The sequence below is a fragment of the Pantoea sp. X-Soil-OKNW-713 genome (genome assembly GCF_059730685.1).
On record NZ_AP035995.1, the window covers coordinates 20501 to 43893 of the forward strand.

Annotated in this window: 21 protein-coding genes and 1 pseudogene; 14 read left to right on the forward strand and 8 right to left on the reverse strand. The window is 54.4% G+C overall.

Annotated features, from left to right (window positions below; genetic code table 11):
- Nucleotides 1-53: 53 nt before the first annotated feature.
- A complete protein-coding gene (locus tag AC6I8R_RS00105) occupies nucleotides 54-1292 on the forward strand; it encodes an MFS transporter (RefSeq protein WP_497831768.1) in 1239 nt (412 codons plus the stop codon).
- 90 nt (nucleotides 1293-1382) lie between these two features.
- On the opposite strand, the gene yieH is transcribed toward AC6I8R_RS00105, so the two are convergent.
- Nucleotides 1383-2042: a 6-phosphogluconate phosphatase gene (gene yieH, locus AC6I8R_RS00110; RefSeq protein ID WP_497831769.1), complete on the reverse strand. Its 660-nt coding sequence runs from the start codon at nucleotides 2040-2042 to the stop codon at nucleotides 1383-1385.
- A 139-nt stretch (nucleotides 2043-2181) separates the two neighbouring features.
- Here yieH and AC6I8R_RS00115 point away from each other — a divergent pair, with 139 nt between their 5' ends.
- Nucleotides 2182-3495, forward strand: coding sequence for an NCS2 family permease (locus tag AC6I8R_RS00115; protein ID WP_208724459.1), 1314 nt, complete (start codon nucleotides 2182-2184; stop codon nucleotides 3493-3495).
- Nucleotides 3496-3527: 32 nt separating this feature from the next.
- Here AC6I8R_RS00115 and AC6I8R_RS00120 read toward each other — a convergent pair whose 3' ends face one another.
- On the reverse strand, nucleotides 3528-4286 hold the full coding sequence (locus AC6I8R_RS00120; RefSeq protein WP_036625700.1) for a 4'-phosphopantetheinyl transferase family protein: 759 nt from the start codon (nucleotides 4284-4286) through the stop codon (nucleotides 3528-3530).
- 304 nt (nucleotides 4287-4590) lie between these two features.
- On the opposite strand from AC6I8R_RS00120, the gene AC6I8R_RS00125 reads away from it, so the two are divergent.
- Nucleotides 4591-5100: a flavin reductase family protein gene (locus AC6I8R_RS00125; RefSeq protein ID WP_415175213.1), complete on the forward strand. Its 510-nt coding sequence runs from the start codon at nucleotides 4591-4593 to the stop codon at nucleotides 5098-5100.
- A 91-nt stretch (nucleotides 5101-5191) separates the two neighbouring features.
- Here the strand turns inward: AC6I8R_RS00125 and AC6I8R_RS00130 are convergent, their stop codons facing one another.
- Entirely contained in the window at nucleotides 5192-5782 is a 591-nt protein-coding gene (locus tag AC6I8R_RS00130) for a malonic semialdehyde reductase (protein ID WP_021183644.1), read from the reverse strand.
- Nucleotides 5783-6051: 269 nt separating this feature from the next.
- Here AC6I8R_RS00130 and AC6I8R_RS00135 point away from each other — a divergent pair, with 269 nt between their 5' ends.
- Both AC6I8R_RS00135 and AC6I8R_RS00140 read left to right on the forward strand, forming a co-directional pair.
- Nucleotides 6052-7158, forward strand: a complete 1107-nt coding sequence (locus AC6I8R_RS00135; protein ID WP_415175214.1) for an XRE family transcriptional regulator — start codon at nucleotides 6052-6054, stop codon at nucleotides 7156-7158.
- An 11-nt stretch (nucleotides 7159-7169) separates the two neighbouring features.
- Nucleotides 7170-7676, forward strand: a complete 507-nt coding sequence (locus AC6I8R_RS00140) for a hypothetical protein (protein ID WP_415175215.1) — start codon at nucleotides 7170-7172, stop codon at nucleotides 7674-7676.
- A 51-nt stretch (nucleotides 7677-7727) separates the two neighbouring features.
- Here AC6I8R_RS00140 and mnmE read toward each other — a convergent pair whose 3' ends face one another.
- The 5 genes and pseudogenes from mnmE to rpmH all read right to left on the reverse strand — a co-directional run bounded on the left by mnmE (nucleotide 7728) and on the right by rpmH (nucleotide 11560).
- A complete protein-coding gene (mnmE, locus tag AC6I8R_RS00145; RefSeq protein ID WP_208724463.1) occupies nucleotides 7728-9092 on the reverse strand; it encodes a tRNA uridine-5-carboxymethylaminomethyl(34) synthesis GTPase MnmE in 1365 nt (454 codons plus the stop codon).
- Between the two features lie 81 nt (nucleotides 9093-9173).
- Nucleotides 9174-10820, reverse strand: a complete 1647-nt coding sequence (gene yidC, locus AC6I8R_RS00150; RefSeq protein WP_013511118.1) for a membrane protein insertase YidC — start codon at nucleotides 10818-10820, stop codon at nucleotides 9174-9176.
- A 2-nt stretch (nucleotides 10821-10822) separates the two neighbouring features.
- Nucleotides 10823-11081: pseudogene (gene yidD, locus AC6I8R_RS00155) on the reverse strand (membrane protein insertion efficiency factor YidD).
- The gene (rnpA, locus tag AC6I8R_RS00160; RefSeq protein WP_036625704.1) at nucleotides 11045-11404 is read right to left on the reverse strand and encodes a ribonuclease P protein component; all 360 of its coding nucleotides are present in this window, start codon (nucleotides 11402-11404) and stop codon (nucleotides 11045-11047) included. The pseudogene yidD and the gene rnpA overlap by 37 nt, the downstream one beginning before the upstream one ends.
- Nucleotides 11405-11419: 15 nt before the next feature.
- Entirely contained in the window at nucleotides 11420-11560 is a 141-nt protein-coding gene (gene rpmH, locus AC6I8R_RS00165) for a 50S ribosomal protein L34 (protein ID WP_003849659.1), read from the reverse strand.
- 602 nt (nucleotides 11561-12162) lie between these two features.
- Between rpmH and dnaA the strand changes: the two genes are divergently transcribed.
- The 9 genes from dnaA to yidA all read left to right on the forward strand — a co-directional run bounded on the left by dnaA (nucleotide 12163) and on the right by yidA (nucleotide 23378).
- Nucleotides 12163-13563, forward strand: coding sequence for a chromosomal replication initiator protein DnaA (dnaA, locus tag AC6I8R_RS00170; RefSeq protein WP_021183650.1), 1401 nt, complete (start codon nucleotides 12163-12165; stop codon nucleotides 13561-13563).
- Nucleotides 13564-13567: 4 nt separating this feature from the next.
- Nucleotides 13568-14668 carry a DNA polymerase III subunit beta gene (gene dnaN, locus AC6I8R_RS00175; protein ID WP_013507201.1) on the forward strand — a complete coding sequence of 367 codons (1101 nt, stop codon included), beginning with the start codon at nucleotides 13568-13570 and terminating at the stop codon, nucleotides 14666-14668.
- An 87-nt stretch (nucleotides 14669-14755) separates the two neighbouring features.
- Entirely contained in the window at nucleotides 14756-15841 is a 1086-nt protein-coding gene (recF, locus tag AC6I8R_RS00180) for a DNA replication/repair protein RecF (RefSeq protein WP_021183651.1), read from the forward strand.
- Between the two features lie 17 nt (nucleotides 15842-15858).
- Entirely contained in the window at nucleotides 15859-18267 is a 2409-nt protein-coding gene (gene gyrB / locus AC6I8R_RS00185; RefSeq protein ID WP_208724464.1) for a DNA topoisomerase (ATP-hydrolyzing) subunit B, read from the forward strand.
- A 187-nt stretch (nucleotides 18268-18454) separates the two neighbouring features.
- Entirely contained in the window at nucleotides 18455-19654 is a 1200-nt protein-coding gene (gene rbsK, locus AC6I8R_RS00190; protein ID WP_208724465.1) for a ribokinase, read from the forward strand.
- A gap of 36 nt (nucleotides 19655-19690) precedes the next feature.
- A complete protein-coding gene (locus AC6I8R_RS00195; protein ID WP_021183654.1) occupies nucleotides 19691-20617 on the forward strand; it encodes a dihydrodipicolinate synthase family protein in 927 nt (308 codons plus the stop codon).
- A gap of 80 nt (nucleotides 20618-20697) precedes the next feature.
- A complete protein-coding gene (locus AC6I8R_RS00200; RefSeq protein WP_021183655.1) occupies nucleotides 20698-21192 on the forward strand; it encodes a NanQ anomerase/TabA/YiaL family protein in 495 nt (164 codons plus the stop codon).
- A complete protein-coding gene (locus tag AC6I8R_RS00205) occupies nucleotides 21189-22478 on the forward strand; it encodes an MFS transporter (protein WP_497831770.1) in 1290 nt (429 codons plus the stop codon). Before AC6I8R_RS00200 ends, AC6I8R_RS00205 begins: the two co-directional genes overlap by 4 nt.
- Before the next feature lie 90 nt (nucleotides 22479-22568).
- Nucleotides 22569-23378, forward strand: coding sequence for a sugar-phosphatase (yidA, locus tag AC6I8R_RS00210; RefSeq protein WP_021183657.1), 810 nt, complete (start codon nucleotides 22569-22571; stop codon nucleotides 23376-23378).
- Nucleotides 23379-23393 lie beyond the last annotated feature (15 nt).

The window sequence follows — 23393 nt, forward strand, 5'->3', positions numbered from 1 at the left end:
AAGTCTTTCCGCTCTTTATACTTGGCGCACTTTTTACTGCAAGGTGCTGCTGCATGTCCCTCTCCCCACACAAGAAACAGAGCGTAACCCCGGCAAAAGCGATGTTGGCCGCCGTCAGTGGCTATGCGATGGATGGCTTCGATCTGCTGATCCTCGGCTTTATGTTACCGGCAATCAGCGTCTCGCTGGCGCTCGATCCTTCTCAGGCCGGTTCGCTGGTCACCTGGACGCTGATTGGTGCCGTGGTCGGCGGTATTGTTTTTGGTCATCTGAGTGACCGCTTTGGCCGTATCCGCATTCTCACCGTCACCATTCTCATGTTCTCAATATTCACCGGATTGTGTGCGGTGGCACAGGGATATTGGGATCTGCTGGCGTATCGTACCTTTGCCGGAATGGGGCTGGGGGGAGAATTCGGTATCGGCATGGCGCTGATTGCCGAAGCCTGGCCGCAGGAGAAGCGTAACCGTGCTTCAGCGTGGGTCGGTATCGGCTGGCAACTGGGGGTGTTGCTGGCGGCTTTTATCACGCCGCCACTGCTGAGCGTGATTGGCTGGCGTGGAATGTTCCTGGTGGGCCTGCTGCCTGCGTTGGTTTCGTTTGTGATTCGGCGCAGCATGGGCGAGCCGGAAGGCTTTACCCGATATGTGACCAAAACGCCGCAATTGTCGTTTGCAGCGCGTATGCGATTGTTGTTTAGCGATCGCGCCACCAGCAAAGCCAGTCTGGGGATTTTCATTCTTTGCTCAGTGCAGAACTTTGGTTACTACGGCCTGATGATCTGGATGCCGAGTTATCTCTCCTCCAGCTTTGGTTTCAGCCTGACCAAATCCGGCCTGTGGACCGCCGTCACCGTCGTGGGCATGACTTTTGGCATCTGGCTGTTCGGTGTACTGGCGGATCGCTTCGCGCGTTGGAAAATTTTTCTGCTATATCAATTCGGTGCGGTCGTGATGGTGGTCATTTACGCTCAGCTACGTGATCCCACCGTGATGCTGTTTACCGGGGCGCTGATGGGGATGTTTGTGAATGGCATGATTGGCGGTTATGGCGCGCTGATTTCCGACACCTTTCCAACCCAGGCGCGTGCCACGGCGCAGAACGTTTTGTTTAACCTCGGACGTGGTGTAGGGGGTTTTGGCCCGCTGGTTATTGGCTTACTGGCAACGAAAATTTCCTTCGCGGCAGCGATTACCCTGCTGGCGCTGATTTATCTGCTGGATATCGTCGCGACGCTGTTTTTATTGCCGAAGAAGCAGGGCAATGAGGATTCACTCGGCGCGATAGGTTGAACGTAGCGGCGCGATTTATCGCGCAAGATCTTGCGTGCTGCGGGAAAACCCCGCGCGATGAATCGCACCGCTACGGGACCCTGTGGGCAGTTACACCAACGCCCAACCGCGCGCGCGCCATAAATCCGGGAGCTGCGCCATATCATCAAATCGGGTCACCAGCGGGTGATCCAGTTCCGGGTTATGCGCATCGGCGCAGTAATAAAACACCGGAATGCCCGCGGCGATCCCTGCGCGGGCACCGGCCTCTGAATCATCCACCAGAATGCACTTCTCAATCGGTACCTGCATTTGTTCTGCGGCGTGATACATCAGCTCCGGGTCTGGCTTCCAGTGGTTGATGTCATAACCGCTGTAAAGATGTGCCGCAAAGTACGGCAACATGCCGGTCAGCCCCAATGAATGTTGCATCTTTTTCACCGTACCATTTGAGACGACGCACATCGGGACTTTGACTTGTTCCACCAGCGCTTTCGCTCCGGCGATGGGCTTCAGTTCCAAATCGAATAAGCGTGCTACCTCGGCGCGGTACGCCGTTTCCACCTCATCCATTGGCAATTCAGTCTGATGTTCCGCAGAAACATCACGGATGATGTCGTAGAGTTTTACCCCTTTGTATTTTTCAAACATCTCCTGTAGTGAGAGTTCAATACCGTAGCGGGCAAAGGTGTTGACGTAGGATTGTGTACAGATCACCTCACTGTCGACCAGCGTGCCATCACAATCAAAAAAAACACATTCAACTGACATCAGACATCATCCTTTTGCTAAACAAGAAGCTGTCACTCTAACGCACTGCGCGCACCGAGCAAACGCTTGCGAAAAATCAGTGTGCTGGTCAGTCAAAATCTATAGGATACGCGCGTTAAATTTTTCAGCGGAATAAGCTATGAACAAGCAGGGTCTGTTGCAACGCGTCTTTAAGTTGCAGGAACACGGCACCACCGTGCGTACAGAAGTGATCGCCGGTTTCACCACCTTTCTGACGATGGTTTACATCGTTTTCGTCAACCCGCAGATTCTGGGTGCCGCTGGCATGGACACCCAGGCGGTGTTTGTCACCACCTGCCTGATCGCGGCATTCGGCAGCATCCTGATGGGGCTGGTGGCGAATCTGCCGGTGGCGCTGGCACCCGCAATGGGACTGAATGCCTTCTTTGCTTTTGTGGTCGTCGGTGCAATGGGGTATTCGTGGCAGATCGGGATGGGCGCGATCTTCTGGGGGGCGCTGGGATTGTTGATCCTCACGCTGCTGCGCGTGCGTTACTGGATGATCGCCAATATCCCGCTGAGTCTGCGTGTTGGCATCACCGCGGGCATCGGGCTTTTTATCGCCATGATGGGACTGAAAAATGCCGGCATTATCGTGTCAAATGCCGACACCCTGGTGACGGTGGGCAACCTGACCTCACATAGCGTACTTCTGGGGGCACTTGGCTTCTTTATTATCGCTATTCTCGCCTCTCGCAACATTCATGCGGCGGTACTGGTATCGATTGTGGTGACCACGGCGATTGGCTTGCTGCTTGGCGATGTGAAGTTCACCGGTATTTTCGCGACACCACCATCCGTGGGCGCTGTCGTTGGGCAAGTTGATCTCAAAGGTGCGCTTAATATCGGTATGGCCGGGGTGATTTTCTCCTTTATGCTGGTCAACCTGTTCGATTCCTCCGGCACGCTGATCGGTGTGACCGACAAAGCGGGACTGACCAATGAAAAAGGCACCTTCCCGCGTATGCAGCAGGCGCTGTTTGTCGATAGCGTCAGCTCGGTGGCGGGTTCGCTGATCGGCACCTCTTCCGTCACTGCTTATATCGAAAGTTCTTCTGGCGTAGCGATTGGCGGGCGCACCGGGTTGATGGCGGTGATCACCGGCATTCTGTTCCTGCTGGTGATGTTCCTGTCGCCGCTGGCGGCGATGGTGCCGTCCTACGCGGCAGCGGGGGCGTTAATCTACGTCGGTGTATTGATGACGGCATCGCTGTCACGGGTGCGTTGGGATGATCTCACTGAAGCGGTTCCGGCGTTTGTCACTGCGGTAATGATGCCGTTCAGTTTCTCCATCACGGAAGGAATTGCGCTGGGCTTTATTGCTTATTGCGTGATGAAACTGGGGACTGGGCGTTGGCGGGAAATCAGTCCGTGCGTAGTGGTGGTCGCGCTGCTGTTTGTGCTGAAAATCGCCTTTATTGATGCCCACTAACAGGTTACAGGCCGCATAAGCGGCCTGTTTTGTTACAGATGCCCCATTTCCTGTGGTGTGGTGCGTTCACTTGGCAGGCTGGTCAGGCGCAGCGTGCGTGGTCCGATATTCGGTTTACTTATCTCCACGTCGCGCAATGGCATCCATTGATGGTTGGCATCAATTTCCCACAGCCGGAGACGTTCGGTGCCGGGGGAGAGCGCACAGGACCAGACCAGCGTCGGTTCGGCATCGCACACCGCCTGAATATCAGGAAATACGCTGGAGCGCAGGCGTCCCGCGGCTGGATGCAGTCGCAGCGAATCGATACCGCTTTCGGCTTCTCCGGTGAGTTTGAGGATGCTTTGCCGCAGGGTCCAGATTTGCGTTACCGCTTCCATAAAATCCTGCTGCGCATTAATCCAGGCTTTCTCTCCGGAAGAGAGATCCTGCGTTAATGTATCCTGAGTCTGGCGGCTATGGGCGCGTACAATTTCCATATCCAGCCCGGCACGCCCGCCTTCTTCGGCCAGCAGCACACCCACCATATTCCCGGCGTAGGCAATGCTGAAATCAGGCAGGGCAGAATCGGCAAAACAAGGGCGTCCACTGCTGGTGGTCACAAGCGGTGGTAATTCATTGATACCATAGACGCGTAACATTAGCTGCGCCAACAGCCCACGCGCGGCGAGAAAGCGTCCCCGACGCTTGTCGGGCAGGCGCTGTGCGCTATTGATCACATCCTGTGGGACCCGCATTGTCTCAGAGGAGAGGGGCGGGTTACCCGTCCAACGAACAAAATGACTAGCCATCTGTCGCTCCGTGAAAATGGTCGGATAATCATCAGGTCTATTGTAAGAATTTTCTCATGGCTTTGCATCCGGCATTACATGGAATACCTGAATTTCAGATAACGCCGAAGATCATGACAATGCGCTGACGCCGCATCAGCCGCTATTTCATGGTAGTAGTTTGCTGATAAATGCCTGAATGGATGCTGAATAGCCTGATGTGGTGTAGGATTTGGGCGGTAAAAAAAAGCTGGCTGATGAGAAAATTATGATCGCTAAATTTCAGCCGCGCTTCATCGCAGAATAACGCACGTCGGAGTTTTTTATGTCAGTTACTTCATCACACCAGGAATCAATTTCTCTGGATGACTTTCGTCATGGTATGCGCCGTCTGGCTTCAGGTGTCTCGCTGGTTACCACGCAACACGCGGGTGAAAAATATGGCCTGATTGCCTCCTCAGTCAGTTCACTGACAGCAGAACCCCCGAGTTTGCTGGTGTGTGTCAATCAAAGTGCCACCAGCCACGCCTATTTTTTGCAGGCGGGCCATTTCGCCGTCAACGTACTGCGTGAGCAACATGCGGATTTGTGTGCTCAGTTCAGTCAGTCATCACGCCGTGAGGAACGTTTCCAGACCGGCAACTGGCAGACGATCACCACAGGCGCGCCAGTGCTGGCCGATGCCCTGGTGAGTTTTGATTGTCAGTTGGAAAAAGTGGTGGAATGGCATACCCACAGCGTGCTGCTGGCACGGATTGTCGGTATCAATCTGGCCGGGGAAGCTGCCGAGCCTATGGTCTACTTCAACAGTGGTTTTCATTCGCTGGGTCTGTAGCGGCGCGATTTATCGCGCTAATCAGGCCGCCTCTGCAATTGTGAAAAACAGCGCGAAAAATCGCGCTGTTACGCATTCATTCAAGCGTTGTTCAGGCAAACTTGCACACGTCATCGAAGCCGAGGCGTGGCAGACGCGCATGCAGCTTGCTGGCCTCGCCATAGCCGAGGTTGATCAGCAAATTAACCTGCCATTTGCTGTCGCTGAAGAAGGCGGCGTTGACTTTGGCTGGATCAAAACCAGACATTGGGCCAGCGTCCAGACCGAGCGAGCGCGCGGCCATGATCAGGTAACCTGCTTGCAGGCTGCTATTACGAAACGCTGTCTCTTTGACCAATTCCGGGTTGCTGGTGAACCAGCTACGCGCATCACCGTGCGGAAACAGTTTCGGCAGATTTTCATAGAACTCGGGATCTGAGGCGACGATCACCGTAGCCGGTGCCTTCATGGTTTTTTCCAGGTTACCGGAGGAGAGTGCTGGCTTTAACTTCTCTTTCCCTTCCTGGGAAGTAACAAATACAAAGCGACCCGGTGAGCAGTTAGCAGAAGTCGGACCCAGCGCCGTCAACTGATAGAGCTGTTTAAGCAGTTCTTCTGAAATGGGTTTTTCCTGCCAGTAGCTGTGGGTGCGAGCCTCATTGAATAGGGTATTCAGAGCGAGGCTGTCGAGCGGTGTACTCATGTTTCTCTCCTTTTCAGGCATCAAATTGAGCCCAATGTTTAGCATGAATAGAGGAATGGCCTGGATCAGTCGGTGCACTTTTGGCACTGCCAGAGATCGTTATACTGCAAACGCAGCGGGTAACCAAATCACAAAGCGACACTATCTTTCAATTTACCCCAGCTTATTTTTTCACCTCAATATCTTGCAAAAACAATAATGCAAGAATAAGATCGTCTTCTTCAGTAAAGACGAATCTGTGATTTTTGAGTTTTCTAGTGGGGTGCTTTATGCATAATAATCAATTCTTTAGTCGCAGACTGGCTGCCTGGCGGGAAGCAAAAAAAATTAATCAGGAAGTTCTTTCCGAAGTGATGGGTTTTAAAGACAGGCAAACCCTCTCTGCGATTGAAAAAGGTGCCAGAAATCTCCAACCGGAAGAGCTTATGCTCGCTCTCGCTTATCTTGATATCAGTTTTGAGGAGTTTGCCGACCCCTATTCTTTGGTTGGCGAAGTTGAATACTCATGGCGGCAAAGCGATGCAACCGATGTCATTCTGGTAGAGTTTGAAAAGAAGACTAATCGCCTCGTAGCTCTCTATCGAGACTTACGCCAACATTTCTCTACAGAAGCGCCGAGCGTCATTTTTCCCCGGCTCACTTTAGATAAAGATAGTACTCTGGAAGAGGCGCAGCGTTGTGCAGAGCATCTCGTAGATGAACTGGCATTAGGGGAGTTTCCTGCTGAAAACCTGGAGTCTCGTTTACTTAAGCGATTCAACATTCTCATGCTCTATATTGATGCCCCTAAAGATGTTTCAGGTGCAGCAATCAGACATAAGGATGTGAGTGTTGTATTAGTTAACAGGAGTGAAGTCTCGGGGCGGCGTAATTTTGATATTGCCCATGAAGTCTTTCATTGTCTAACCTGGGATGCTTTACCACCACGGCATATTGAATACGCATATTCGAAAACAAAAAAACCACATGAGGAAAGGTTAGCTGATGCGTTTGCCAGCGCCCTCCTTATGCCGGGGAAAAGTGTAGATAAATATCTTGCAATGCTTGATGAGCCACTGAATGAACTGACTCTTAATGCACTTGCTGATAAATTCCAGGTGTCCTCGCAAGCATTAAAGTGGCGTCTGGTCAGTTTAAAGAAAATATCTGAAAATGATGCCAAAGTATTTGATGATAGTCTTATGGTAAACAATGGTCACTCAAGGGATATAACGACACCTCGCCTTTATAATCAGCAGTTTGTTGAGTACGTTGCGAAAGCGTTAGACAGCGGCTTAATCTCTGTCAGGAAAATGGCGACAGTGACAGGTTTAACTATTGAGGAGCTTAAGCAACTAATGCTGGATTATAACAAGCCCGTTCCCTTTGATCTCTAAATGGACTTAGCATGACGATAAAAGCTGGCGATATAGTCTTAATTGATACTAATGTTATTATTGAAGCTCATCGAGTATCCTGCTGGCCAGCTTTAAGTCAGCAATATCAGTTCCATACCGTAGCCACGGTTATGGAAGAAACGCAAACCGGTTTTCAAAATCGAACCAGTCCTCAGCAAATTGACTTCGGCCAGTTATCCCAGTCAATGACTCACATTTATACAGTTACTGAGCCAGACAGAATACGTTGTACCTTTTCTCATCCCGATATTATGGGGCTCGACCCTGGTGAGCAAGACTTGCTGATTTATGCCAGCAAAGCTGGGCAGGCTTGCTGGCTCCTTGCCAGCCCTGATAAAGCCGCGATGCGGGTAGCACATAAAATTGGCTGGCTGGAGCAGATGGTATCTTTAGAAAGTTTGCTTAAGTCGATAAATCTTTATCCCAAACTCGCAAAAAACTACACACAGCAGTGGCATTCGAATACCAGTCAGAATATCAGATTAGGTCTGCTTTAAAGAAAAGGAGCGCATTCTTCCGGGCAACAATAATGCGTTCCTTTATCCTCATTACTTACCAATACAAAAACTGGAGAAAATCCGCCCCAGCAAGTCATCAGAGGTGAACTCACCGGTAATTTCGCTCAACGCCTGTTGTGCCAGACGCAGCTCCTCGGCCAGCAGCTCGCCCGCCCAGGCTCCCAGCAGCTGATCTTTGCCTTGTTGCAAATGGGTTGCCGCCAGTTCCAGCGCCTGCAAATGGCGACGGCGAGCAAGGAAGCCACCTTCCATATTGCCGCTGAAGCCCATGGTTTGTTTCAGGTGATCGCGCAGGGTATCCACACCTTCGCCGGTACGGGCGGAGAGGCGAATAAGTGAGTGACCATTTACTTCAGACAGACCAAGGGACTCGCCTGTCATATCGGCTTTGTTTCGTACCACGGTGATCGGCAGTTCGGCTGGCAAACGCGAAACAAAATCGGGCCAGATGGCCGCCGCTTCCGTGGCGTCAGTGGTGGTGCCATCCACCATAAACAACACACGGTCAGCCTGCTCAATCTCCTGCCAGGCACGCTCAATACCGATGCGTTCCACTTCGTCGCTGGCATCGCGTAAGCCGGCGGTATCGATGATATGCAATGGCATTCCGTCGATATGAATGTGTTCGCGCAGTACATCACGCGTCGTTCCGGCAATATCGGTGACAATTGCGGCTTCTCGTCCGGCTAATGCATTGAGAAGACTGGATTTTCCGGCGTTAGGACGTCCGGCGATCACTACTTTCATCCCCTCGCGCAGCAGGCTACCCTGGCGTGCTTCAGCACGCACGCCATTCAGGTCACCGATCACCGCATTCAGCTGCGCTTCAATTTTCCCGTCGGAAAGGAAGTCGATCTCTTCATCAGGAAAGTCGATAGCGGCTTCCACATAGATGCGCAGGTAAGTAAGTGCTTCCACAAGCGCGTTAATGCGGATAGAGAATGCCCCCTGCAACGAGTTCACCGCCGAACGTGCCGCTTGCTCTGAGCTGGCATCAATCAGGTCAGCAATGGCTTCTGCCTGAGCCAGGTCGAGCTTGTCATTCAGGAAGGCGCGTTCAGAAAACTCACCTGGTTGTGCGATGCGAACGCCGGGCAGCGCCACAATACGCTTCAGCAGCAGGTCGAGGATCACCGGGCCACCGTGGCCCTGCAACTCCAGCACATCTTCACCGGTGAAGGAGTTTGGTCCGGGGAACCACAGCGCAATGCCCTGATCCAGCACGCTGCCATCGCTATCGGTAAACGGCAGATAGTCGGCATAGCGCGGTTTCGGCAGTTTGCCCAGCACGGCTTGCGCGATGTCAGCGGCTTTGGCACCGGAGATACGCAGGATGCCGACGCCGCCACGTCCGGGGGGCGTCGCCTGGGCGACGATGGTATCGCTGTGGCTCATAAATCACCTTTTTTTGCAAAAAAACAGGGCGGCATAAATGCCGCCCCTTGAGTATACGTCGTGGCTCGTGGGAGCTGGACGTTACGCTTTCTTCTTGTCGCGGCTATGCAGACCACGTTTTTCCAGGCCGCGATAAATCAGCTGCTGCTGGAGGATGGTAACCAGGTTGCTGACGATGTAGTACAGCACCAGACCTGACGGGAACCACAGGAAGAAGACGGTAAAGATAACCGGCATGTAAGTCATGATCTTCTGCTGCATCGGATCGGTCACGGTAGTCGGTGACATCTTCTGAATGAAGAACATGGTGATACCCATGATGACCGGCAGGATGTAGTACGGGTCCTGCGCAGACAAGTCATGAATCCACAGAATAAACGGCGCATGACGCAGTTCAACCGAGCCTGACAGCATGTAGTACAGGGCAAGGAAGATTGGCATCTGAATCACCAGCGGCAGACAGCCACCGAGCGGGTTGACCTTCTCCGCTTTGTACAGCGCCATCATCTCCTGGCTCATCTTCTGCTTATCGTCGCCCAGACGCTCACGCATCGCCTGAATCTTCGGCTGTAGCATGCGCATCTTCGCCATCGAGGTGTACTGCGCTTTGGTCAGCGGGTACATGATGCCACGAACGATGAAGGTGATAACGATGATGGAGAAGCCCCAGTTACCGATGAAGCTGTGGATAAATTTCAGCAGCTTAAACAGCGGCTGAGAGATGAACCACAACCAGCCGTAATCTACGGTCAGATCCAGGTGAGGCGCAATGGCCGCCATTTTGTCCTGAATTTCCGGGCCAACCCACAGGGTCGCGCCAAGATTCTGCTGTGCGCCAGGGGCGATAGTTACCGGTGCAGATTTATAACCGATGGCTGCCACGCCGTTACCCAGGTTGCTGGTGTACAGGGTGTTGGTGCCTTCAGTACGTGGAACCCACGCGGTAGCAAAGTATTGCTGCAACATCGCCACCCAGCCGTTGCTGGTGGTGGTGTTCAGGTTCTCGTTATCATTGATGGTATCGAATTTATATTTTTCGTATTTCGCATCGCTGGTCGAGTACGCTGCGCCACGGAAGGTGTGCAGAGCAAAGTTGTTGCTGCCGGTATCGCGGTGTTTCGGGACTTCAATAGTCTGCTTCAGCTGACCAAACATCGCGACTTCCAGCGGCTGCTGGCTGGCGTTATTGATGTTGTAGTCAACATTTACAGCGAATTCGCCGCGTTTGAACACGAAGGTTTTGGTGTAGACCACACCGTTTTCGCCGGTCCAGGTGAGCGGTACGCGCAGCTCAGTCTGACCTTCCGCCATCTCAAAGTGGTCCTGAGTGGTGGTGAAAAGCGGACGCGCGCCATTGTTCGGGTTATCCGGACCGTTGCGACCAGTTAAGCCGCTCTGCGCCTGATAGATGAACGCCGGGGTAGTTTCAAGCAGCTGGAACGGTGCATCCGAACCCAGTTTATCCGGGTACGTCAGCAGTGAGGCCTGCTCGATATCGCCGCCACGGGTGTTGATGTTTAAAGACAGGACATCAGTCTTAACGGTGATCGTTTTGCCCTGGCCGCTGCCGGGAACGCCGGAAGTGGCGGCATCACCCGCTGTGCTGTTAGTGGTCTGCGTGGTCTGGGTTTGCTGCGGCTGCGGAGCATGGTCCGTCTGCCAGGCTTGCCAGATCATAAAAGACACGAACAGAAAAGCGATGAGAAAGAGATTGCGTTGCGAATCCATCGTTAATGTTCTCTGGTTTCAAAGTTTTTTTGGCGGCACAGGATCGTCGCCACCCGGGTTCAAAGGGTGGCATTTTAATACGCGTTTAATCGTCAACCAACTGCCTTTTATTACGCCAAAGCGACGTAAGGCCTCAATTCCATACTGCGAACAGGAGGGATGGAACCGGCAATGAGGTCCCAGCAGTGGGCTGATGGCGCGTTGATACACGCGTATCAGGCCGATCAGGAGCCGCGAGCCAGGCGACAGTGACGACGCCATAATTTCTCCAACGCTTCCGCCAGCGCACGGTTATCCAGGTCAGCAACCCCTTTTTTAGCCACGACCACAAAATCCATCGCGGGCAGTTCATGTTGGCGCAGACGAAAGCTTTCGCGGGTCAATCGCTTGATCCGGTTGCGTTCATGGGCGCGTTTAACATGTTTTTTTGCGACGGTGAGACCGATGCGGGGATGCCCCAGCGAGTTAAGGCGGCCGAGGATGGTGATTTGCGGCGTGCCAGCCCTTTGTGGCTGCTGGAAGACGAAAGTGAAATGAGTGGGAGTTAACAAACGTAACTCCCTGGGAAATGCGAGCTTAACCACGAGGGTTAGCTTTTATTACTTAGAAACGGTCAGACGAGAACGGCCTTTAGCACGACGACGTGCCAGAACCTGACGACCATTTTTAGTAGCCATACGTGCACGGAAGCCGTGAGAACGGTTGCGCTTCAGTACGGACGGTTGAAAAGTGCGTTTCATGGCGATTTCTACCTAAACTTGAAAATTTTCACTGGGTGACGCGTTTTCGGGCCAGTAAATCGACCGACGCCTCAATGTGTCTTTAATAAAGAGGCGGGATTGTAATAATTGTACAGTCCAGAGTCAATTTACTTCGCTGGTCGCGGTACCAGGAAAACCCGGATACAGCCCGCTGATTCCGGGCATTGGGCTGAACGCGACAACGCCGGGGTGGAGAATTATACGGGCTATACGTTAAAGCGCAAGGATCGAGCAGGATCTTCTTGCGATCGATCGGCGGATTTTTTTTGCGGAAAACGAGACACGGCCAGAAAATTTACAGCTTTCATCCTGATCCCCGCTCGCTTTTTCGCCAGAAGGCGTAAACTCTTTAGCGCTTCCGCACCCTGTGGATAAATTGGATCAAAACTGTGTAGAAAGGGGAGATCTCTGTGCCGCTTTGCGCTATGATCCGCCCTTCCGCTGACGATCCACTCTGAGATCGCAGGGAGGCTACCGCGGATAGCGGTCGCAGGCGCTTTCTGATCGCCTGTGTCAAAAAACGAACGTTTCTTTTATTAGCGCCTAAAATTCTTATCGATTTTGTACGAGTGGAGTCCGCCGTGTCACTTACGCTTTGGCAACAGTGTCTTGCCCGTTTGCAGGATGAGCTTCCTGCCACCGAATTCAGCATGTGGATTCGTCCGCTGCAAGCTGAATTGAACGACAATACGCTGGCCTTATATGCACCAAATCGGTTTGTACTCGACTGGGTTCGGGATAAATATCTCAACAGTATCAATGGGCTGCTGAATGAATTCTGCGGTGCGGATGTGCCGTTGCTGCGTTTTGAGGTGGGTACGCGCCCGGTGGCGCAAGTTGCGGCCAGCCAGCCTGCGATGGCCAGCGTTAGCGCGCCGGCCCCGGCGCAAAGCCGTCCGGCTCCGGCGCAAACGCTGCGTCCAAGCTGGGACTCTGTCCCCGCGCCAGCGGATGTAACTTACCGCTCCAATGTGAATAACCGCCATAACTTTGACAACTTCGTTGAAGGTAAATCTAACCAACTGGCGCGCGCGGCGGCACGTCAGGTGGCGGATAATCCGGGTGGTGCTTATAACCCGCTGTTCCTTTATGGCGGCACGGGTCTGGGCAAAACTCACCTGTTACATGCGGTCGGCAACGGCATCATGGCGCGCAAGCCCAATGCCAAAGTGGTGTACATGCACTCCGAACGTTTTGTGCAGGACATGGTGAAAGCGCTACAAAACAACGCCATTGAAGAGTTCAAACGTTACTATCGCTCCGTCGATGCATTGTTAATCGATGACATCCAGTTCTTTGCCAATAAAGAGCGATCGCAGGAGGAGTTTTTCCACACCTTCAATGCGCTGCTGGAAGGCAATCAACAGATCATCCTGACCTCGGATCGTTACCCCAAAGAGATCAACGGCGTGGAAGATCGTCTGAAGTCGCGCTTTGGCTGGGGATTGACCGTAGCGATTGAGCCGCCGGAACTTGAGACGCGTGTTGCGATCCTGATGAAGAAAGCCGATGAAAACGACATTCGCCTGCCGGGTGAAGTGGCGTTCTTTATTGCCAAGCGTCTGCGTTCTAACGTCCGTGAGCTGGAAGGCGCACTGAATCGCGTTATCGCCAACGCCAACTTTACCGGCCGCGCCATTACCATCGATTTCGTGCGTGAAGCGCTGCGCGATCTGCTGGCGTTGCAGGAAAAGCTGGTCACCATCGACAACATTCAAAAGACGGTGGCGGAGTATTACAAAATTAAAGTGGCTGATCTGCTCTCCAAGCGCCGTTCGCGCTCGGTAGCACGTCCACGCCAGATGGCGATGGCGATGGCGAAAGAGCTGACCAACCATAGCCTGCCGGAAATTGGTGATGCGTTTGGTGGCCGCGACCATACCACCGTGCTTCACGCCTGCCGTAAAATCGAGCAGCTGCGTGAAGAGAGCCACGACATCAAAGAAGATTTCTCTAACCTCATTCGAACTTTATCTTCCTGACGCTATGAAATTTATTGTTGAACGTGAGCAGTTGCTGAAACCGCTGCAACAAGTCAGCGGCCCGCTTGGTGGGCGTCCTACGCTGCCGATCCTCGGAAATTTGCTGCTGCAGGTTAATGAAGGCACCCTGCTGCTGACCGGCACCGATCTGGAAATGGAGATGGTGGCGCGCGTGGCGTTAACGCAGCCGCATGAACCTGGTGCGACCACGGTTCCGGCGCGTAAATTCCTCGACATTTGTCGCGGTCTGCCGGATGGCGCAGAGATCACCCTGACGCTGGAAGGCGACAGAATGCTGGTGCGCTCTGGCCGCAGCCGTTTTTCACTCTCCACGCTGCCCGCCAGTGATTTTCCCAATCTGGATGACTGGCAAAGCGAGGTGGAATTCACCCTGCCGCAGGCCACGCTGAAGCGTCTGATTGAAGCTACGCAGTTTTCGATGGCGCATCAGGACGTGCGTTACTACCTCAACGGCATGCTGTTTGAAACCGAAGGGGAAGAGTTGCGCACCGTCGCAACCGATGGTCACCGTCTGGCGGTCTGCTCGATGCCTATCGGTCAGGCGTTACCTAACCATTCGGTGATCGTGCCGCGTAAAGGGGTGATTGAGCTGGTACGTCTGCTTGACGGCGGCGAAACCCCGTTACAGGTACAAATCGGCAGCAGCAACATCCGCGCCCACGTCGGCGATTTTATTTTTACATCGAAGCTGGTTGATGGTCGTTTCCCGGATTATCGCCGCGTATTGCCGAAAAATCCCGACAAAGCGCTGGAAGCCGGTTGCGATCTGCTGAAGCAGGCGTTTGCGCGTGCGGCGATTTTGTCGAATGAGAAATTCCGCGGTGTTCGCATCTATATCACCGAAAATCAGCTCAAAATCACCGCCAACAACCCGGAACAGGAAGAAGCGGAAGAGATGCTGGATGTCAGCTACAACGGCAGCGAGCTGGAGATTGGTTTCAACGTGAGTTACGTGCTGGATGTGCTGAACGCGCTGAAGTGCGAAAATGTGCGTTTGCTACTGACTGACTCCGTATCGAGTGTGCAAATCGAGGATGTTGCCAGCCCGGCAGCCGCCTACGTTGTCATGCCAATGCGGTTGTAGAAAATATCGGCCTGGCAAGCAAGCCAGGCCTGGTTTATTGAAGTTTGGTAAACACCCTCTTCTTGTCCTCCAAAGCTGGATTGATTGATGGCTTTAACCCGCCTCCTGATTAAAGATTTTCGTAACATCGAACAGGCCGATCTGACATTAGCGCCGGGGTTTAACTTCCTCGTGGGTGCCAACGGCAGCGGCAAAACCAGCGTGCTGGAGGCGATATACACCCTGGGGCATGGCCGTGCCTTTCGCAGTTTGCAGGCCGGGCGGGTCATTCGTCATGATCAACAAGCCTTTGTGTTGCATGGGCGCATCGAAGGTGGCGAGCGCGAGCTGGCGGTCGGGCTGACCAAAAATCGCGCCGGTGAAAGCAAGGTACGTATTGACGGTAGCGACGGCCATAAAGTCGCCGAGCTGGCGCAGTTGCTGCCGATGCAGTTAATCACCCCCGAGGGGTTTACTTTACTCAACGGCGGCCCCAAATATCGTAGAGCCTATATCGACTGGGGCTGTTTTCATGCCGCCCCCGGTTTTTTCAACGCCTGGAGCAACCTGCGTCGTTTGCTGAAGCAACGCAATGCCGCACTGCGCCAGGTGACGCGTTACAGTCAGATTCGTCCGTGGGATCAGGAACTGGTGCCGCTGGCCGAACAAATCAGCGCCTGGCGTGCGGAATACAGCGAAGCCATTTGTAGCGAAATCACCGCGACTTGTGCCCAGTTCTTGCCTGAGTTTGAGCTGGCATTCTCCTTCCAGCGCGGCTGGGACAAGGAGAGCGACTACGGCGAACTGCTGGAACGCAATTTCGAGCGCGATCGCGCGCTAACCTACACCGCCAGCGGCCCGCACAAAGCGGATTTCCGTATTCGTGCCGAGGGTACGCCGGTGGAAGATTTACTCTCACGCGGCCAGTTAAAACTGCTGATGTGCGCGCTGCGCCTGGCGCAGGGGGAATATCTCACGCGCAGCAGTGGACGCCGTTGCCTCTACCTGATTGATGACTTTGCTTCAGAGCTGGATGACGTGCGTCGCCGCCTGTTAGCGGAGCGATTGAAAGCCACGCAGGCGCAGGTGTTTGTCAGTGCCATTGGTGTCGAGCATGTAATCGACATGAGTGACGAAAAGGGCAAGATGTTCCGCGTGGAACAGGGTAAAATAGCAGTTCAACCTGAAGATTAAATGAGCGAGAAACGTTGATGTCGAATTCTTATGACTCCTCAAGTATCAAAGTTCTGAAAGGGCTTGATGCGGTACGCAAACGCCCTGGCATGTATATCGGCGATACGGATGACGGCACCGGTCTGCATCACATGGTATTCGAGGTCGTGGATAACGCCATCGACGAAGCGCTCGCCGGTTACTGTAGTGACATCGTGGTCACCATTCATGCCGATAATTCCGTATCGGTACAGGATGATGGTCGTGGCATCCCGACGGGTATCCACCCGGAAGAGGGCGTGTCGGCGGCCGAAGTGATCATGACGGTCCTGCACGCGGGCGGTAAGTTCGACGACAACTCGTATAAAGTATCCGGTGGTCTGCACGGCGTGGGTGTTTCCGTGGTTAACGCCCTGTCGCAGAAACTGGAACTGACCATTCGTCGTGATGGCAAAGTGCATCAGCAAACCTACGTCCACGGCGTGCCGCAGGCCCCGCTGGCGGTGGTGGGTGATACCGATGCTACCGGTACGCGCGTGCGTTTCTGGCCGAGCCATGAAACCTTCACCAACGTGACCGAATTTGAGTACGACATCCTGGCAAAACGCCTGCGTGAACTGTCGTTCCTCAACTCCGGTGTGTCAATTCGCCTTGAAGATAAGCGCGATGACAAGAAGGATCATTACCACTACGAAGGGGGGATCAAGGCGTTTGTTGAGTATCTCAACCGCAACAAAAACCCGATTCACCCGAACGTGTTCTACTTCTCTACCGAGAAGGACGGCATTGGTGTGGAAGTGGCATTGCAGTGGAACGATGGTTTCCAGGAAAACATTTACTGCTTCACGAACAACATTCCACAGCGCGATGGCGGTACGCACCTTGCGGGCTTCCGTGCGGCGATGACGCGTACCCTGAATGCCTACATGGACAAAGAAGGCTACAGCAAAAAAGCCAAAGTCAGCGCCACCGGTGATGATGCGCGTGAAGGTCTGATCGCCGTGGTATCGGTAAAAGTACCGGACCCGAAATTCTCCTCGCAGACCAAAGACAAGCTGGTTTCCTCAGAAGTGAAATCGGCGGTTGAACAGCAGATGAACGAACTGCTGGCGGAGTATCTGCTGGAAAATCCATCTGACGCGAAAATCGTCGTTGGCAAAATTATCGATGCGGCGCGTGCGCGTGAAGCGGCACGTCGTGCTCGTGAGATGACGCGTCGTAAAGGCGCGCTGGACCTCGCAGGTCTGCCGGGCAAACTGGCGGATTGCCAGGAGCGCGACCCGGCGCTGTCCGAAATCTACCTGGTGGAGGGTGACTCCGCAGGCGGTTCGGCCAAGCAGGGACGTAACCGTAAGAACCAGGCGATTCTGCCGCTGAAAGGTAAAATCCTCAACGTAGAGAAAGCGCGTTTCGACAAGATGCTTTCTTCGCAGGAAGTGGCGACGCTGATCACCGCGTTGGGTTGCGGCATTGGCCGTGACGAATACAACCCGGACAAACTGCGTTATCACAGCATCATTATCATGACCGATGCCGACGTCGATGGTTCGCACATCCGTACGCTGCTGTTGACCTTCTTCTATCGTCAGATGCCGGAAATCGTGGAACGTGGTCACGTCTACATCGCGCAGCCGCCGTTGTACAAAGTGAAGAAAGGCAAGCAGGAGCAGTACATCAAAGACGACGAAGCGATGGATCAATATCAAATCGCGATCGCCCTTGATGGCGCAACCCTGCACACCAACGCCAGCGCCCCGGCACTGGGAGGCGAACCGCTGGAAAATCTGGTGGCGAGCTTCAACAGCACCCAGCGCATGATCAAACGTATGGAGCGCCGCTATCCGCTCGCGCTGCTGCGTGGGCTGATTTACCATCCGACCCTGAGCGACCTCAGCGATGAAGCCGCGGTGAAAGGTTGGCTGGATGGTCTGGTGGCCTATCTGACCGAGCGCGAAGCGCATGGCAGCACCTACGTTGCTCAGGTGCGCGCTAACCGTGAGCAGCACCTGTTTGAGCCGGTACTGCGTGTACGTACTCACGGGGTGGATACTGATTATCCGCTGGACAGCGAATTTATCGCTGGTCCTGAATACCGCAAAATCTGCGACCTTGGTGAGCAGTTGCGCGGCCTGATTGAGGAAGATGCGTTTATTGAGCGTGGCGAACGTCGTCAGCCAGTAACCAGCTTCGAACAGGCGATTGACTGGCTGGTGAAAGAATCCCGCCGTGGCCTGTCAGTTCAGCGCTACAAAGGATTGGGCGAGATGAACCCGGAGCAGTTGTGGGAAACCACGATGGACCCGGACAGCCGCCGCATGTTGCGCGTCACCATCAAAGACGCCATCGCTGCCGACCAGTTGTTCACTACGCTGATGGGCGATGCGGTAGAACCGCGCCGCGCCTTCATCGAGGAGAACGCGCTGAAAGCCGCCAACATCGACATCTGATGTGCCAAAACCCTTCCCAATCGGGAAGGGTTTTTTGTTTGTTACTCGCCTGACATTTCCTTTTCTGCTTAAAAAACATCTGCGTTAGCTTTTGTTTGCTTCCGTTTTTTCCCGTGCGCTGCGATCCGTGTCACTTACATCTGTTGTCCACTCCCTTACGCTTTGGGCGAAGCGGAGGGGATGACGCATGTTTCTGGAAGAGCGACGTAATCAAATACTTAAATGGCTGGATGAACAGGATCGCGTAACGGTTAACGGGCTGGCAAGCCAGCTCGGCGTTACACGCGAAACCATTCGTACCGATCTCGGCGCACTGGCGCGTCAGGGATTGGTACAACGCTGCTATGGCGGGGCGATTGCCCTGCGCCGCAACCTCCAGGAAAAATTGATCAGCGAAAGTGGCGGAAATTTTGAAGTGTTGCTGGAGCGTTTGCAGGCGCGGCGTCCGAGCGCAACATCTGCGGTAAAAAACGGCAAAGTCTGCATTCTTGGTGCCTTTAACGTCGATATCGTGGCAAAAGTTGCACGTTTTCCTCGCGGCGGCGAATCGCTGCTGGCGCTCGGCAGCACCCTCGGTCCGGGCGGCAAAGGGGCCAACCAGGCGATGGCGGCCAGTTGTGCCGGTACGCGGGTGCATTTTGTCGCCAAAGTTGGCACCGATCAGTTCAGCAAGTTTGCGTTTGACCATCTGTCGGCCTCAGGCATCCACTCGTTCCGTCTGTACCAGACGGATAGTGAGCCGACCGGAAGCGCCATCATTTACGTCTCGCAGGAGAATGGCGAGAACATGATCGCCATCTATTCCGGCGCGAACAAAACCTTCACCGACGACGAAATCGCCGAGATGACCCACGAGTTGTCGGATGCCAGCGTGCTGCTGCTGCAACTGGAAAACAACTTTGAGGCCACGCGCAGCGCGATTCGTCTCGCTCATACGCTCGGGGTGCGGGTGATTATGAACCCCGCACCGTTTTCCGCCGAGGTGTTGAGCTGTCTGGCGATGATTGACGTGCTAACCCCCAATGAAACCGAAGCCTCGTTGCTGTCTGGCATCGAAATCGTCGATTTAGCCAGCGCTCGCGCCGCTGCACAGGCCATCGTCGAACTGGGCGCGCGACGCGTCATCATCACTATGGGATCACGCGGTGCGTTACTGCTTGATAACCAACAATTTCATCATATTCCGGCCTTCCCGGCGCTGAGCGTCGATACCACCGGGGCAGGCGACGCCTTCAACGGTGCGCTGGCCGCCGCGCTGGCGCAGGGGCAAAGCCTGTTGCAGGCCGCCACCTGGGCATCGGCCTTTGCCGCGCTGGCGGTAGAGCGCGAAGGTGCCAGCAATATGCCGGATCGACAGCAGGTTATGGCCCGACTTCATCAACGATAACAAATCACAGCGGTGGAACCGCTGGCAGGAGAGAACATGAAAAAAATCGAAGGCATTGTGCCGGTTATGCTTACCCCCTTTACGGCAGACAACCAGGTTGATTATCCGGGGCTGGAGCGCCTGATTAACTGGTATCTGACGGAAGGTGTCGATGCATTGTTCGCGGTATGTCAGTCGAGCGAAATGCAGTTCTTAAGCCTCGAAGAACGCGTGGCGCTGGCGAAATTTGTGGTGGAAAAAGTGCAGGGTCGCGTGCCGGTGATTGCGTCTGGTCATATCAGCGACGATCTGGCGCAACAAACCGCCGAGTTGCAGGCGATGGCGAACACCGGCATCGATGCGCTGGTGCTGGTGACTAACCATCTCGACCCGAAAAATGAGGGCAGCGCAACCTTCTACGCACACCTCAATCATTTGCTGGAGGCGCTGCCTGACACCATGCCGCTGGGCCTGTATGAATGCCCGGCTCCGTACCGTCGTCTGTTGAGCGATGAAGAGTTCAGCTTCTGCGCCAACAGCGGCCGTTTCGTGGTGCTGAAAGATGTGAGCTGCGACCTGCCGACGGTACAGCGTCGAGTGCAGTTGGCGGAAGGTACGCCGCTGGCGGTGATCAACGCCAACGCCGCCATCGCCTGGCCAGCCATGCAGGCCGGTTCCAAAGGTTTCAGCGGCGTCTTCACCAACTTCCATCCGGGACTGTATCACTGGCTGTACCACCAGGGCGCGCAGCAGGCGGAGAAAGCCCACGAGCTTTCGCTGTTCCTGTCGCTCAGCGCGGTGACGGAAACCCTCGGCTACCCGAAAAACGCCAAAATCTACCATCAACGCCTGGGCACCTTCGCCAGCGAGCATTGCCGCGTTAATAAAGACAACGTGCTGGAGAAATTCTGGGGACTGGGCGTATTGCTCGACCAGATCCGCGATGGCAGCCAGATTTGGCAGCAACGTATCGAAAACCTCTGAGAAAAATGCGTAGCGGTGCGATTTATCGCGCCGCTACGGCTGTACCTGAACCCATTAATGATAACGACAGGGAAAACACCATGATTGTATGTGATAGCCAGGATTGGGCGCGTGAGCGCCATGCCTTCCACCCCATCGTCGACCAGGCGTTACGTTGGATAGCCGACACCGATTTCAGCCAACTGGCCACCGGCAAGTATGACTTGCTGCCGGATAACCAGATGTTCTGCCTGGTGCAGGAAATGGACACCGAACCGGCCAGCGATCGCCGTGCTGAGTCGCATTTTAACTACGTTGATATTCAGTACCTGTTGGCCGGACGCGAGAACATTGGCGTGGCGCGGGCGCATCCGCAGCATGTCATCATTGAAGATCTGCGCGCTGAGCGTGACGTGGTGTTTTATCAGGACACAATTGATGAATCGATGATCACTCTGACGCCGGGCATGTTCGCGCTGTTTTTCCCGCATGACGTGCATCGTCCCTGCTGTGCCGCGCCTGATGCGCAGCCGATCCGTAAAGCGGTGATCAAAATTAACCTCAGCCTGTTTAACGCGGTGGGGGCAACACAATGAAAACCTCGGTGAATACCTTGTCCGGCGCCGCAGTGGCGCAGCCCACGCTTGTGAGCAAATTACGCTGGGGAATCATCACCATCCTGCTGCTGGCAGCGGTGGTGAACTACCTCGATCGTGCCAACCTGAGTATCGCCAACACCACTATCGCGGCAGAGTTTGGTTTCTCGCAGACCGAGATGGGCCTGCTGCTGTCGGCGTTTCTCTGGCCCTATGCGTTGGCAAACCTGCCGGCGGGTTGGCTGGTGGATAAGTTTGGTCCGAAGAGAATGTTCTCCTGGGCGCTGGGGTTATGGTCCAGCTTTACCGTGCTGGCGGCTTTCGTAAACAGCTACAGCTTCTTCTACGGCCTGCGTATGTTGCTGGGCGTCTCTGAGTCGCCGTTCTTTACCTCCGGCATCAAAATTACCCATCGCTGGTTTGGTGATAATGAACGTGGCCTGCCGACGGCGATCATCAATACCGGTTCGCAAATCGCTAACGCCATTGCGCCACCGATTCTTACTGTGCTGCTGCTGACTTTTGGCTGGCGTGGGATGTTCGTTGCCATTGGTCTGATGGGGATTCCGCTGCTGCTGGCGTGGTGGAAATTCTATCGCGACCCGGATGCGCGTGAAGATGCGCTGCTGCATGCCGGACAGCGTAGCGTCGCTGCCCCGGAAGAACGCGCGCAAGCGAGCTGGGGCGCATTGTTCCGTCACAGCACCACCTGGTTTATGGTGATCGGTAACTTCTCCATCATGTTCACCATCTGGGTGTACCTCACCTGGCTGCCGGGCTATCTGGAAAAATCCCTCGGCTTCAGCCTGAAAGCAACCGGATGGATCGCCTCGATTCCGTTCCTGTGCGGCATTCTGGGTGTGCTGGTAGGCGGTATGCTGTCCGATCGCCTGGTGCGTAACGGCGTGCGTGCCATCACCGCGCGTAAAATCCCTATCGTCACCGGTGCAGCGCTGGCGGCTTGTTTTGTCGCGCCGATTCCTTTTGTCGATAGCACACCGCTGGCGATTGGTCTGCTGGCGCTCGGCTATTTCTGTTCGCAGATGCCGCAAGGGGCGCTCTGGACGTTGGCGAGTGACATCGCGCCAAAATCACAGGTTGCATCGCTGGGGGCGATCCAGAACTTCGGTGGCTTCCTGGGGGCAGCAATGGCCCCGATCGTCACTGGCATCATCCTTGATACCACCGGCAAGTTCACCAACGTGTTCCTGCTGGGCGCGGGATTGCTGATGATTGGTGCGCTGAGCTACGGCCTGTTTGTGCGCAAGCCACTCCAGGCGAAATGATACGCAGGGTGCCGTCTGGCGTCGATAAACTGGTCAATGTGAGCTGAATCGCGCTAGCATGGATGCAAACTCTGAATTAACGAGGATGTTATGGCGATAAAACTGATTGCGATCGATATGGACGGCACCTTGCTTAACCCGTACCACCAGATCACCCCGGCAGTAAAATCCGCGATTGCCCGTGCACGCGATAAAGGTGTTGCCATTGTGCTGGCCACAGGTCGCCCCTTTGTTGGTGTCGAGCGCTACCTGCAAGAACTGGATTTACAGCAACCGGGGCAATATTGCATCAGCAACAATGGCGCGTTGGTGCAACGTGCCGATACCGGCGCAAGCGTAGCGGAAGTGACGCTGAGTTTTGATGATTTTCTCTACGTCGAGCAACTGGCGCGCGAACTTGGCGTCCATTTCCATGCGTTTGACCACTCCTCGTTGTATACGCCGAACAAAGATATCAGTGAGTACACCATCCACGAAGCCAGCCTGACCGGCATCCCGGTGCGTTATCGTGCCGTGGAAGAGATGGACCCGGCGACGCGCTTCCCGAAACTGATGATGATCGACAAACCTGCGTTGTTGGATAAGGCGGTGGCTGCGCTGCCGGCCCGCGCCCGCGACAGCTACACTATTTTGAAGAGCGCACCTTACTATCTCGAAATCCTCGATCCGCGCGTCAACAAAGGTTATGGCGTGAAAATGCTGGCGGAAAAACTCGGCCTGCAAGCCGCAGAAGTCATGACGATTGGCGATCAGGAAAACGACCTGGCGATGATTGAGTATGCCGGAACCGGGGTGGCAATGGGCAATGCGATTGACTCGGTAAAAAGTATTGCGCAGTTCATCACCAAAACCAACGCGGAAGATGGCGTGGCGTACGCGATCGAAGAGTTGGTGCTGTAATTCTCCTTTGATCTA

Excerpts from the sequence above, each read along its gene's own strand:
- AC6I8R_RS00105 (WP_497831768.1), top strand. The coding sequence starts at position 54 with ATGTCCCTCTCCCCACACAAGAAACAGAGCGTAACCCCGGCAAAAGCG.
- yieH (WP_497831769.1), bottom strand. The coding sequence starts at position 2,042 with ATGTCAGTTGAATGTGTTTTTTTTGATTGTGATGGCACGCTGGTCGAC.
- AC6I8R_RS00115 (WP_208724459.1), top strand. The coding sequence starts at position 2,182 with ATGAACAAGCAGGGTCTGTTGCAACGCGTCTTTAAGTTGCAGGAACAC.
- AC6I8R_RS00120 (WP_036625700.1), bottom strand. The coding sequence starts at position 4,286 with ATGGCTAGTCATTTTGTTCGTTGGACGGGTAACCCGCCCCTCTCCTCT.
- AC6I8R_RS00125 (WP_415175213.1), top strand. The coding sequence starts at position 4,591 with ATGTCAGTTACTTCATCACACCAGGAATCAATTTCTCTGGATGACTTT.
- AC6I8R_RS00130 (WP_021183644.1), bottom strand. The coding sequence starts at position 5,782 with ATGAGTACACCGCTCGACAGCCTCGCTCTGAATACCCTATTCAATGAG.
- AC6I8R_RS00135 (WP_415175214.1), top strand. The coding sequence starts at position 6,052 with ATGCATAATAATCAATTCTTTAGTCGCAGACTGGCTGCCTGGCGGGAA.
- AC6I8R_RS00140 (WP_415175215.1), top strand. The coding sequence starts at position 7,170 with ATGACGATAAAAGCTGGCGATATAGTCTTAATTGATACTAATGTTATT.
- mnmE (WP_208724463.1), bottom strand. The coding sequence starts at position 9,092 with ATGAGCCACAGCGATACCATCGTCGCCCAGGCGACGCCCCCCGGACGT.
- yidC (WP_013511118.1), bottom strand. The coding sequence starts at position 10,820 with ATGGATTCGCAACGCAATCTCTTTCTCATCGCTTTTCTGTTCGTGTCT.
- rpmH (WP_003849659.1), bottom strand. The coding sequence starts at position 11,560 with ATGAAACGCACTTTTCAACCGTCCGTACTGAAGCGCAACCGTTCTCAC.
- dnaN (WP_013507201.1), top strand. The coding sequence starts at position 13,568 with ATGAAATTTATTGTTGAACGTGAGCAGTTGCTGAAACCGCTGCAACAA.
- recF (WP_021183651.1), top strand. The coding sequence starts at position 14,756 with ATGGCTTTAACCCGCCTCCTGATTAAAGATTTTCGTAACATCGAACAG.
- gyrB (WP_208724464.1), top strand. The coding sequence starts at position 15,859 with ATGTCGAATTCTTATGACTCCTCAAGTATCAAAGTTCTGAAAGGGCTT.
- rbsK (WP_208724465.1), top strand. The coding sequence starts at position 18,455 with ATGTTTCTGGAAGAGCGACGTAATCAAATACTTAAATGGCTGGATGAA.
- AC6I8R_RS00195 (WP_021183654.1), top strand. The coding sequence starts at position 19,691 with ATGAAAAAAATCGAAGGCATTGTGCCGGTTATGCTTACCCCCTTTACG.
- AC6I8R_RS00200 (WP_021183655.1), top strand. The coding sequence starts at position 20,698 with ATGATTGTATGTGATAGCCAGGATTGGGCGCGTGAGCGCCATGCCTTC.
- AC6I8R_RS00205 (WP_497831770.1), top strand. The coding sequence starts at position 21,189 with ATGAAAACCTCGGTGAATACCTTGTCCGGCGCCGCAGTGGCGCAGCCC.
- yidA (WP_021183657.1), top strand. The coding sequence starts at position 22,569 with ATGGCGATAAAACTGATTGCGATCGATATGGACGGCACCTTGCTTAAC.